At 60.2% G+C, this 11,092-nt stretch carries 11 protein-coding genes; 2 read left to right on the top strand and 9 right to left on the bottom strand.

All coding sequences use genetic code 11. The features are described from left to right. Positions 1–93: 93 nt before the first annotated feature. From minE to minC, 3 genes are all read right to left on the bottom strand, one after another. Positions 94–348: a cell division topological specificity factor MinE gene (gene minE / locus AC4IHP_RS20045; protein ID WP_003223146.1), complete on the bottom strand. Its 255-nt coding sequence runs from the start codon at positions 346–348 to the stop codon at positions 94–96. After that, positions 348–1,160, bottom strand: coding sequence for a septum site-determining protein MinD (minD, locus tag AC4IHP_RS20040; protein WP_007913953.1), 813 nt, complete (start codon positions 1,158–1,160; stop codon positions 348–350). Before minD ends, minE begins: the two co-directional genes overlap by 1 nt. Positions 1,161–1,329: 169 nt before the next feature. After that, entirely contained in the window at positions 1,330–2,067 is a 738-nt protein-coding gene (minC, locus tag AC4IHP_RS20035; protein ID WP_041479318.1) for a septum site-determining protein MinC, read from the bottom strand. A gap of 117 nt (positions 2,068–2,184) precedes the next feature. Between minC and AC4IHP_RS20030 the strand changes: the two genes are divergently transcribed. After that, on the top strand, positions 2,185–3,117 hold the full coding sequence (locus tag AC4IHP_RS20030; protein ID WP_490832552.1) for a lipid A biosynthesis lauroyl acyltransferase: 933 nt from the start codon (positions 2,185–2,187) through the stop codon (positions 3,115–3,117). A 34-nt stretch (positions 3,118–3,151) separates the two neighbouring features. Continuing rightward, positions 3,152–4,324 (top strand): patatin-like phospholipase family protein, encoded by a 1,173-nt coding sequence (locus AC4IHP_RS20025; protein WP_460117659.1) that lies wholly within the window; start codon positions 3,152–3,154, stop codon positions 4,322–4,324. Positions 4,325–4,415: 91 nt separating this feature from the next. On the opposite strand, the gene AC4IHP_RS20020 is transcribed toward AC4IHP_RS20025, so the two are convergent. The 6 genes from AC4IHP_RS20020 to alc form a co-directional block, all read right to left on the bottom strand. Continuing rightward, the gene (locus tag AC4IHP_RS20020; RefSeq protein ID WP_056784020.1) at positions 4,416–5,201 is read right to left on the bottom strand and encodes an outer membrane protein OmpK; all 786 of its coding nucleotides are present in this window, start codon (positions 5,199–5,201) and stop codon (positions 4,416–4,418) included. A gap of 371 nt (positions 5,202–5,572) precedes the next feature. Then, the gene (locus AC4IHP_RS20015; RefSeq protein ID WP_490832551.1) at positions 5,573–6,358 is read right to left on the bottom strand and encodes an outer membrane protein OmpK; all 786 of its coding nucleotides are present in this window, start codon (positions 6,356–6,358) and stop codon (positions 5,573–5,575) included. A 163-nt stretch (positions 6,359–6,521) separates the two neighbouring features. Then, entirely contained in the window at positions 6,522–7,874 is a 1,353-nt protein-coding gene (locus AC4IHP_RS20010) for a nucleobase:cation symporter-2 family protein (protein ID WP_490832550.1), read from the bottom strand. Between the two features lie 161 nt (positions 7,875–8,035). After that, a complete protein-coding gene (locus tag AC4IHP_RS20005; RefSeq protein WP_076566791.1) occupies positions 8,036–9,349 on the bottom strand; it encodes a urate hydroxylase PuuD in 1,314 nt (437 codons plus the stop codon). Positions 9,350–9,400: 51 nt separating this feature from the next. Further along, positions 9,401–9,904, bottom strand: coding sequence for an ureidoglycolate lyase (locus tag AC4IHP_RS20000; RefSeq protein WP_460117662.1), 504 nt, complete (start codon positions 9,902–9,904; stop codon positions 9,401–9,403). Between the two features lie 119 nt (positions 9,905–10,023). Next, positions 10,024–11,019, bottom strand: a complete 996-nt coding sequence (alc, locus tag AC4IHP_RS19995; RefSeq protein WP_071171520.1) for an allantoicase — start codon at positions 11,017–11,019, stop codon at positions 10,024–10,026. Positions 11,020–11,092: the final 73 nt, after the last annotated feature.

Raw genomic sequence — 11,092 nt, 5'->3', positions numbered from 1 at the left:
TCTTTTGACTTTGAAGATCAAAAGATCGCAGCCTTCGGCAGCTCCTACACGAGCATCAACAGTCCGAGCCGCCGTAGCGACTGCCAAATCGACTCAGCGATCGGGCAGGGTGATGTTGAGTTCCAGAATCGAGCAACTGCCCTGGCTTTCCAGTGCAACATGTACGTCGTCGTTGCCGATATTGACGTACTTGCGGATCACGTCGACCAGTTCCTTCTGCAAGGCTGGCAGGTAATCCGGCGTGCTGCGCTGGCCGCGCTCATGCGCCACGATGATCTGTAGACGCTCTTTCGCTACCGAGGCGGTACTTGGCTTTTTGTTGGCACGAAAGAAGTCAAAAAGGTTCATTACCTACCTCCAAACAGGCGCTCGAAGAATCCCTTCTTCTCGACATCGAGGAATCGGTGGGCTTTTTCTTTGCCCAGCAGGCGGTCGACGGTATCGCTGTAAGCCTGACCGGCATCGCTCTGGTCGTCGAGAATCACTGGCACGCCCTGGTTGGAAGCCTTGAGCACCGCCTGGGATTCCGGGATCACGCCGAGCAGGGTCACCGAGAGGATTTCCTTGACGTCTTCAACGCCGAGCATCTCGCCCTTCTCAACACGCTCCGGGTGGTAGCGGGTGATCAGCAGGTGTTCCTTGATCGGGTCTTCGCCACGTTCGGCGCGGCGCGATTTGCTTGCCAGCAGGCCGAGCATGCGGTCCGAGTCACGTACCGAGGACACTTCCGGGTTGGTCACGACGATCGCTTCGTCAGCGAAGTACATGGCCAGGTGCGCACCTTTCTCGATGCCCGCCGGGGAATCGCAGACGACGAACTCGAATTGTTCCTTGAGCTCCATCAGGACTTTTTCCACGCCTTCGACGGTCAGCGCGTCTTTGTCGCGGGTCTGGCTGGCCGCCAGTACGTAGAGGTTTTCCAGGCGCTTGTCTTTGATCAGTGCCTGTTGCAGGTTGGCTTCGCCGTTTACCACGTTGACGAAGTCATACACCACGCGGCGCTCGCAACCCATGATCAGGTCGAGGTTACGCAAGCCCACGTCGAAGTCGACGATTACTGTTTTGTGGCCGCGCAGAGCGAGACCGGTACCGATAGCGGCGCTGGTGGTGGTCTTACCCACACCACCCTTGCCGGATGTAACCACGAGAATCTTGGCCAAGGTGTTTCACCCCTAAGGAAGAAGGACTGTTCAGCCCCTGAAAAACATCTCTTGAAAACTACTGCAGTCGGACAGCCTTGGCTGGAATTTGGCTTTGGGCCTTTTTCCTACTTCGTTTGAGCCGTTTTCGCTACGTTTTAGAGATGCTTGGAAAATGCGGCAGTATCCGTTAAAGCCGAATGATGTTCAACACGTCGCCTGACAGGCTGACCTGGACGCCCGAGCCCCACATCGGATCACGACGCAAATCCTCGGAGACCTTGTAATGACCGGCGATGGAGATCAGTTCAGCGCTCAATTGCTGACAGAAAATCCGTGCCTTGGTGTCACCTTTGACGCCGGCCAGTGCACGGCCGCGCATCGGGCCGTATACATGGATGTTGCCATCGGCGAGAAGTTCCGCCCCCGGACTGACCGATGAGACCACGACCAGATCGCCACCCTGGGCATATATCTGTTGGCCACCACGTACTGGCGTGGTGATAACGCGGGTCGGTTTGACGGTCGGCTCAGGGGGTTTTTCCGGCTTCTTTTTGACTTCGGCTTCCGGTGTTTCGAGCGGACGCTCGCGGGCACCGGAGGGCGGTAGCACGGGGATGTCGATGGCGATGGCAGCGGCGATGTCTTCGATGCGGCTGGCGCGAATGGCCAGGGTACGCAGGCCGTGTTGGCGGCAGACGCGCATCAGCCCCGGCAGGTCAACCGCGCCCTGGTTCGGCGGCAGTTTGTCCAGCGCCAGAACCAGCGGTGCATTGCTGAAAAAATTCGGCGCCTGGGCGACTTTGGCGGCCAATTGCCGATCGAGGCTTTCGAGGTCGTTACGGGCCAGTTCCAGCACAGTGATGGCCAGCATGCTGCCCTTGAGCTGGAATACGGGATCTTGGTCTAACGGGTCGGTTTGGCTCATGTCGGCATACAACGGCTTGTCACTAAAAGTGCCGAGACTTATAACGAGAACGCCCGCGAGCCGCAAGCCGGGTCGAACGATGTAGAATGCGCGGCCACTGTATTTACGGAAGCTTTAATGGATCGCCCGCGTTTTCGAAAAGCATATCTTGCTCCGCGCTTCTGGCCGCTCTGGTGCGGCCTGGGGCTTTTGTGGCTGATCGTGCAGTTGCCGTATCCGGCGCTGCTGACCATCGGTCGAGTTTTGGGCGCGTTGATGTATCGCGTCGCCAGCGACCGGCGAACCATCGCCCGGCGCAATCTGGAAATGTGCTTCCCGGAAAAATCCGCCGCCGAGCGCAAACGCCTGCTCAAAGAAAACTTCGCCTCCACCGGCATTGCCTTTTTTGAAATGGCGATGAGCTGGTGGTGGTCGCGCGAGCGTCTGGCGAAACTGGCCCACGTCGAAGGCCTTGAACATCTGCAGAAGGCCCAGCGTGAAGGCAAAGGCGTGATCCTCATGGCCGCGCATTTCACTACCCTGGAAATCGGCGCGGCGCTGCTCGGCCAGCAGCACACCATCGACGGCATGTACCGCGAACACAAAAATCCCTTGTTCGACTTCGTCCAGCGCCGTGGCCGCGAGCGGCACAATCTGGATTCGCTGGCGGTGGAGCGCGATGACGTGCGCGGCATGCTCAAACTGCTGCGCTCGGGACGGGCGATCTGGTATGCGCCGGATCAGGATTACGGCGCCAAGCAGAGCATTTTCGTGCCGCTGTTCGGCATTCAGGCCGCCACCGTCACTGCGACGACCAAGTTTGCACGGCTGGGCAAAGCGTTGGTGGTGCCGTTCACTCAGGAACGTCTGGCCGACGGCAGTGGTTATCGCCTGGTGATCCATCCGCCGCTGGAAGACTTCCCCGGCGAGAGCGAAGAGGCCGATTGCATCCGCATCAATCAGTGGGTCGAGAGCGCTTTGCGTGCCTGTCCCGAGCAATATCTGTGGGCGCATCGGCGCTTCAAGAGTCGCCCGCCCGGTGAGCCGAAGCTTTATCCCAAGCGTCGTTGATTACCCGATCTGACAAGCACTCTGGAGTGTGGCGATGAGTCCTGCTGAACCGGTTACAGGTTTAATTCTTTCCGGCGGCGGGGCTCGGGCGGCTTATCAGGTCGGGGTGCTGGCGGCGATTGCCGAGTTGCTGCCGGTGGGCGCGGACAATCCGTTTCCGGTGATCGTCGGCACCTCGGCCGGGGCGATCAATGCGGTCAGCCTGGCCAGTGGCGCCACCGACTTTCGTGCTGCCATCGAACGCCTGACCCAGTTCTGGCAGGGCTTTCGCAGTCACCGCGTGCTGCGTAGCGACTGGCCGGGCGTGATCCATCAGGCCAGCCGTTTCGTCAGCCACAGCCTGCTCGGCCTCGGTCGGCAGATGCCGGTGGCACTGCTCAACAGTTCGCCGCTGCGCGAGCTGCTCGAGGAAAAACTGCACCTGCCTGGCATCGCCGAATCCATCGCGCGCAAGCAATTGCATGCGGTGGCGGTGACCGCATTCGGCTACGAGTCGGGGCAAGCGGTGACGTTCTATCAGGGCGGCGGCACCATCGACCCCTGGCTGCGGCACCGCCGCATTGGCGTGCCGACGCAATTGTCGATCGATCACCTGCTGGCCAGTTCGGCGATTCCGCTGTTGTTCGCGCCGGTGAAAATCGCTGAGGAATATTTCGGTGACGGCGCGGTGCGTCAGTCGGCACCGATCAGCCCGGCGCTGCATCTGGGTGCCAGTCGCGTGCTGGTGGTAGGCGTCAGCGGCAACCCGCGCGGCGTCGATCCGCAGCAGCCGCTGGAGCGCGCCTACAGCGGCCAGCAACCGACGCTGGCGCAGATCGGCGGGCACATGCTCAACAGCACGTTCATCGACAGTCTGGAGAGCGATATCGAGTTGCTGCAGCGTCTGAATCAGTTCAGCCATTTGCTCCCGGCCGGCACGCCGACCCGCGCGCTGGGTGTGGCGCCGGTTGAAGTGCTGGTGATTGCGCCAAGCCAGCCGATCGACGAAATCGCCGCGCGCCATCGTCAGGAGTTACCGGCGGCGTTGCGCCTGTTTCTGCGTGGGCCGGGTGCGACGAAGACGAGTGGGGCGGGGGTGCTCAGTTATCTGCTGTTCGAGGCGGGGTATTGCAGCGAGTTGATCGAGTTGGGGCGGCGGGATGCGCTGGCCAAGCGCGAGGAGCTGTGCCGGTTTTTGCGGCTATCTGAAGCGGTGGCTCCTGCCTGAAATCTGCGGTGAGGCCTTCGCGAGCAGGCTCGCTCCCACATTTGAACTCGGTCTAAATGTGGGAGCGAGCCTGCTCGCGAAGCTTTTAGGGTCAGAAGTGGAACTTGACCAGGAAGCTCGTGGTGCTCTGATCGGTCTTGAAGTACTGGCTGTCCTTGATGCCGTACTTGTCCGACCAGTAGTCGTACTCCACACCGACATACAACTGCTTCTCGCCGAAATTCAGCGCCTTGCCCAGGTCGTATTTGACCTGCGGGTTGAAGTGCAGGTTGGCGTGGTAGTCGCCTTTGGAGTTGGAGTCGTTGTCGACCACCCAGTCCATGAAGCCATCGATGAGGATGTTCGATTTGCCCACCGGGATGGTGTAGGACCACACCGGGGTGATCTGCCAGACATTGTCACCGGCGCGCGCGCCCTGGGTGTGACGCTGGTAGAAGTTCAGCTGGAAGTAGTCGAAGCCCGGAATGGCCAGGTCGAAGCCCGGACCGATCAGGTACGACTCGGTATCGCCTTCACCGAACTCGTAGGTCATGGCCAGCAACACGTCGGTCACCGGGCCGAAGGCCAGTTTCTGATCGAAGATCTTGCCGAACGACAGGCGCGGGCTGAGCTCGCCATAGTAGGTGTTGGAGCCGACGCCGCCATCATCCTTGCCGTTGTAGAAGATCTTGTCGATAAACAGGAAGTTGTCCCCATACTTCCAGGCATCGGCGTGCTCGAAGGTCACGGTCTGCTGAATGCGCGGGTTGACCTGGAAGTCCTTGCCATACAGGTAGGTCAGGCTGTTGTTCTGCCACTGCAGCAGGCCTTCGGCCATCGCCTGGCCGCCGGCGAACATCGATCCGGCCAGCATCAGGCTGGTGCACATACGTTTCATTCGGTTGCTCCCAAAGTAGGTGTTCCACGTTATTTTTTTAAGATCGGCGCTCTGATGTGGCGCCTTTTTTCGTACCGCAAATTTCATCCGATCGGTCAGCTTTCAATGCTGGTAGCAAAAGCTGCGCCAAGGCTTTCGAAAAACCAAAAAACGCCCGTTCGGCTGCTGAAAAACAGTCGACGAGCGTGTTTTCGGAATGCCTCAGGACTGACCGCAGCCGGGATAAGTTGGCTTTTCGGTCAGAAATTGAATTCGGGCTTTTTTTTAGAGCGAATTCGGAAGGCCGCGGAGAATACTGACTCCTCGGCCAAGGCTCAAGTGCCCCGCAACAGAGCACCGACGGCAGGCATGGCGCACGGTTGCGGGCCATCTCAGAAGTGCACCTTCAGCAGCAGGCTGGCGGTGTTCTGGTTGGTGTCGAACGAGTGGCTGTTTTCGATGCCGTATTTGTTCTTCCAGTAGCTGTACTCGGTGCCGACGTACACCTGCTTCTGGCTCCAGCCCAAGGCTTTGCCGAGGTCGTACTTGATCTGCGGATTGATGTGCAGGTTGGCGTGGTAGGTGCCGCGCGAGTTTTCGTCGTTGTCGACGACCCAGTCGAGGTAGCCGTCGATCAATACATCGGAATTGCCCAGCGCAAAGCTGTAGGACCACGCAGGCGTGATCTGCCAAACACCATCGCCGGGGCGCGGGCCTTCGGTCTGGCGGCGGAAAATGTTCAGGGTGACGTAATTGAAACCGGGCACTTTCAGATCGAAGCCGGGGCCGATCAGGTAGGCCTCGCTTTCGCCTTCGCCGTACTCGTAGGTCATCGCCAGCAGGACGTCCTTGATCGGGCCGAACTCGATCTTGCGATCAAGAATCTTGCCGAAGGACAGGCGCGGGGTGAATTCGCCGTAGAAGGTGTGCGGGCCTTTGTTCGGGTCTTCCTTGCCGTTGTAGAAGATCTTGTCGACGAACAGAAAGTTGTCGCCGTACTTCCACTTGTCGGCGTGCTCGAAGGTCACCGTCTGCTGATATGACGGGTTGATCGCGAAGTTCTTGCCGTACAGATAGCTGAGGCTGTTGCTCTGCCACAGCAGCAGATCGCCGGCCATGGCCTGACTCGCGGCCAGCAGGCCGCCACTCAACAGAACGTTGCTTTGCGTGCGGATCATCTGTTGCTCCCTGTTGTTTTTATTGTCTGAGGCACAAGCAGTTGCGTAGTCCCTGTGGGAGCGAGCCTGCTCGCGAAAGCGGTTGTGTCAGTCGCCATCAATGTTGAATGACACAGCGCTTTCGCGAGCAGGCTCGCTCCCACAGGTGGTGTGGTGGTTTCAATCAGTGAGCATGGCAATCGTTGATCGCCGCACGCTCCTTGCCGCCGAGGATGTTGAACAGCAGGTTCAGGGTCAGCGCGCTGAGGGTGGCCATGGCGATGCCGCTGTGGGTGATCGGGCTCATCCACAGCGGCAGGTGGGCGAAGAACTCCGGACGCACCACCGGGATCAGGCCCATGCCGATGCTCACCGCGACCAGCAACTGATTGCGGCGGTCACCGATATCCGCCTCTTGGAGGATCTTGATGCCAGTCGCGGCGACCATGCCGAACATCGCAATCGCCGCGCCGCCCAGCACCGCCGGTGGAATCGACGCCACCAGAAATGCCGCTTTCGGCAACAGGCTGAGGACGATCAGCAGACCGCCGGCAACGATGGTCACCGAACGGCAGCGCACGCCGGTCATCTGCACCAGACCGATGTTCTGCGCGAACGAGGAGTGAGTGAAGGTGTTGAAGAAGCCGGCGAAGAACGACGCGCCGGCATCGCACAGCAAGCCGCGACGGAGCATGCGCGGGCAGACTTCCTGGCCGGTGATCTTGCCCAGCGCGAGGAACATCCCGGTGGACTCGACGAAGATGATCACCACCACCAGACACATCGACAGGATCGGCGCCAATTCGAATTTCGGCATGCCGAAATGCAGCGGCGTAACGAATTGAATCCATGGTGCGTTGGCCATGCCGCTGAGGTCGACCATGCCGATCACGCCGCACAGCACGTAGCCCAGGCACATGCCGATCAACACCGAAATGTTGACCCAGAATCCGCGCATGAAGCGGTGCACCAGGAGGATGGTCGCCAGCACCAGCGCGGCGATGGCCAGATAGATCGGTGAACCGAATTGCGCGGCGTCGACCCCGCCACCAGCCCAGTTCACGGCCACGGGAAACAACGATAAACCGATCGAGGTGATGACCGTGCCGGTCACCAGCGGCGGGAAGAAGCGCACGACCTTGGACATGAACGGCGCGATCAGCATGCCGAAGAACCCGGCGGCGATCGTCGCACCGAAGATGCCTTGCAGGCCGATGCCGGGCATGCCGGCCATGGCCACCATGCTGCCGACTGCGGCGAAACTGGCGCCCATCATCACCGGCATGCGAATGCCCATCGGGCCGATGCCGAGCGATTGCACGATAGTGGCGATGCCGGCGACGAGCAGGTCGGCGTTGATCAGGAAGGCGATTTCTTCACGACTCAGGCCAGCGGCCTGTCCGATGATCAGCGGCACCGCGATGGCACCGCCGTACATCAGCAGAACATGTTGCAGACCGACCAGGATCAGTTGCAAAAGGGGCAAACGCTGAATGGCGGGTGCGTCGGGGATGCGCGCTTTGGACAGCTCGGACATGCAACACCTCGGATCTTTTTTATTCTTGTGATTAACAGCTGCCGGGTTGCTTGCAGCTGTTTCTTTGCATCAGGGGGACCGCGTTGCGGCGGCTATTCGCGAGCAGGCTCGCTCCCACAGGATCTCTGTAGGCGTGAGCCTGCTCGCGATGCTTTTAACGATTAGTTGGTCTGCGCTCCCTGGGCAATCCAGGCACCGATCAGGTCACGTTCCTGCTGGGTCATCTGGGTGATGTTGCCCAGTGGCATGATCTGCGTGGTGATGGCTTGCGCCTGAATGCGCGCGGCGTTCTGGCGGATCTGCTCGGGGGTGTCGAACATCACACCGGCCGGGGCTGCGCTGAACAACGGACTGGTCGGCTTGGACGAATGGCACACTGTGCAACGCTCTTGAATCACGTTGTGCACTTTGTCGAAACCGGGACCGGCATTCGAGGCTTGCGCGGGTGCCGCCGCAGGGGCTGCGGGTGCCGCAGGTTGCGCCGCTTCGGCCGGTTTCGCGCCACCGCCCAGTGCCGTTTCCGGCAGCGGTTGGTACTCGATTTTCGCCGGTGCTTTCGCCACTTCAGGTGCGTTCGACATCGGCGCCGGGCCAGTGACATAGGCCAGGCAGATCATGCCCACCGCTGCCACCGGCAGGGTCCAGGCAAACTTGTGGCTGTCGTGACGGGTGTTGAAGTAGTGACGCACCAACACCGCCAATACCGCGATCCCGGCCAGGATCAACCAGTTGTACTGGCTGCCGTAAGTGCTCGGAAAGTGGTTGCTGATCATGATGAACAGCACCGGCAGGGTGAAGTAGTTGTTGTGACGCGACCGCAGCAGACCCTTGGCCGGCAGGGCCGGATCAGGCGTGCGGTTTTCGGCGATCGCCGCGACCAGTGCCCGTTGCGCCGGCATGATGATGCGGAACACGTTGCCGACCATGATGGTGCCGATAATCGCGCCGACGTGCAGGTACGCACCACGCCCGCTGAACACTTTGCTGAAGCCATAGGCGGCGGCAATGATCAGCACGAACAGGATGAAGCCGAGCAGGGCGGGTTTCTTGCCCAGGGCCGAATCGCAGAGGAAGTCGTAGACGAACCAGCCGACGATCAGCGAGCCGATACCGATGGCCACGCCTTCGGGACCGCTGAGGCCGCTGCCGGGTGCCACGAGGTAGAGCACCGGATTGGAGTAGAACACCACGCACAGCAGCGCGATCCCCGACATCCAGGTGAAGTAGGCTTCCCATTTGAACCAGTGCAGGTTGTCCGGCATGGACGGTGGGGCCAGTTTGTATTTTTCCAGGTGGTAGATGCCGCCGCCGTGGATCGCCCACAAATCACCGGCCAGACCGGTTTTCGGGTTGACGCGGTTGAGGTTGTTCTCCAGCCAGACGAAGTAGAACGACGCGCCGATCCAGGCCACGCCAGTGATCATGTGAACCCAGCGCACGCTCAGGTTCAGCCATTCCAACAGATGTGCTTCCACAGTCTTTACCTCTCGCCTGTCACTCTTGTTGTCGAGTGATCAGACCTTCTCTTATTGGTGGGGGGCGAGGATCAACCGCTCATCCTCTTTGAAAAAATGCTCATCGCAGTTATTGCCTGTGCCACTGCGATCAACCACCAGGAAGTCATCCCGCTTTTCGATCGTCAGCACCGGGTGGTGCCAGACGCCGCGATGGTAATTGATGCCCTGCCTGCCGTTGGTGACGAAGGCGCGGACCAAGCCTGATACAGGTGCATCGCCAACTGGCGCGACCACGATCAGAAAGGGGTTGCCGAGCAGCGGAATGAAAGCCTGGCTGCCCAGCGGATGGCGTTCCAGCATGCAAACGGTCAGCGGCATGTCCTGCGCGTCGGCGCGGAAAATGCTGATGATTGCGTTGTCCTCAGGCGTAGCGGTTTCGACCGTCGCCAGTTTGTGGAAGCGCATGGTCGAACCGTTGTTGATCATGAAGTGATCGCTGCCGTCGGTTTCGATCACGTCACCGAAAGGGGCGAAGGCTTCTTTGGTCAGCGGTTCAATCTGTAGTGTGCGCATGCTGTTCTTCTTGTCCGAATTCTGTTTTGTTGGTTCTGACGCTTTCGCGAGCAGGCTCGCTCCCACCTTTGGAATGCTATCCCCTGTGGGAGCGAGCCTGCTCGCGAATGGGTTCAACCTTATTTAGCGACCTTACCGAGTACACGCAGGCGACTCACGCCACCATCCGGGAACACGTTCAGGCGGATGTGGGTGATCGGGCCGAGTGCCTTGATCTGCTCGACAAAAGTGTGCTCGGCGTGCATTTCCAGCTTCTGGCTTGGCAGCAGTTCGCGCCAGAACAGCGACTGGGTTTCGATCTGGCTGTCAGTCCCGCCTTTCACGAACGCGCCCTGAATCGAGCAGGTGTCCGGGTAGTTGCCTTTGAAGTGCAGGGTGTCGACGACGATCTTCTCGATCTCGCCCGGATGACCCAGGGCGACGATTACCCAGTCATTGCCCGGCGTGCGACGACGCGCGGTTTCCCAGCCGTCGCCCATGTTGATGCCACGGCCTGGGTTGAGGATGTTGCTCATGCGGCCAAAGTGTTCGTCGGAGCAGGCGAGGGCGCGGCCACCGTTGAGGGCTGCAGCCAGATCGACCTGCTCGTTGTCGCCAACCGCGGACCAGTCGCGGAATGGAATACCGTACACGCGCAGACGAGCCACACCGCCGTCCGGGTAGATATTGAAGCGCAGGTGGCTGAACGCTTTGTCGTTGCTGATTTCGTGGTAGTGGTGGCTGTTGCCCTGCAGCTCGACGGCCGACAGCACTTCGGTCCACTGGGTGTTTTCATCCGGCTCGCCCGAGGCCAGGAAGCACGCTTCCAGCGAGGCCGAGGGCGGATAGTTGCCGGTGAAGAATGAAGTGTCGATGTCCACGCCTTTGATCGAGCCCGGTACGCCCAGACGGATCACCGCGCTGTCGTAACCTTCGAAGCGCTTGCGGCGCGACTCCCAGCCGTCCATCCACTTGCCGTTGTCATCGAACACGCCCTCCTTCCATACGGCCGGGGTCGGTTGGAACAGACGATTGGCGTCTGCGAACCAGTCATCGGTGACCGAGATGATTTTGGTGCCCAGACGGGCGTCGGCCAGGTTGACGTATTTTTCGAAAGGTACGGCGTAAGCTTTCATTCTTCTTGTCTGCCTTTGATAAGTTGGCTGGGGATGCTTGCAGGGCCCTGGGCGTTTGCGCGTTCATTCACGC

The organism is Pseudomonas sp. UF-293, assembly GCF_058245595.1.
Note: the sequence above shows the minus strand (reverse complement) of the source record. Positions and strands in the feature narration are given on the sequence as shown.

Coding starts and splice junctions, on each gene's coding strand:
- AC4IHP_RS20015 (WP_490832551.1), bottom strand. CDS start 6,358: ATGATCCGCACGCAAAGCAACGTTCTGTTGAGTGGCGGCCTGCTGGCC.
- minC (WP_041479318.1), bottom strand. CDS start 2,067: ATGAGCCAAACCGACCCGTTAGACCAAGATCCCGTATTCCAGCTCAAG.
- minE (WP_003223146.1), bottom strand. CDS start 348: ATGAACCTTTTTGACTTCTTTCGTGCCAACAAAAAGCCAAGTACCGCC.
- alc (WP_071171520.1), bottom strand. CDS start 11,019: ATGAAAGCTTACGCCGTACCTTTCGAAAAATACGTCAACCTGGCCGAC.
- AC4IHP_RS20020 (WP_056784020.1), bottom strand. CDS start 5,201: ATGAAACGTATGTGCACCAGCCTGATGCTGGCCGGATCGATGTTCGCC.
- AC4IHP_RS20000 (WP_460117662.1), bottom strand. CDS start 9,904: ATGCGCACACTACAGATTGAACCGCTGACCAAAGAAGCCTTCGCCCCT.
- AC4IHP_RS20010 (WP_490832550.1), bottom strand. CDS start 7,874: ATGTCCGAGCTGTCCAAAGCGCGCATCCCCGACGCACCCGCCATTCAG.
- AC4IHP_RS20025 (WP_460117659.1), top strand. CDS start 3,152: ATGAGTCCTGCTGAACCGGTTACAGGTTTAATTCTTTCCGGCGGCGGG.
- AC4IHP_RS20030 (WP_490832552.1), top strand. CDS start 2,185: ATGGATCGCCCGCGTTTTCGAAAAGCATATCTTGCTCCGCGCTTCTGG.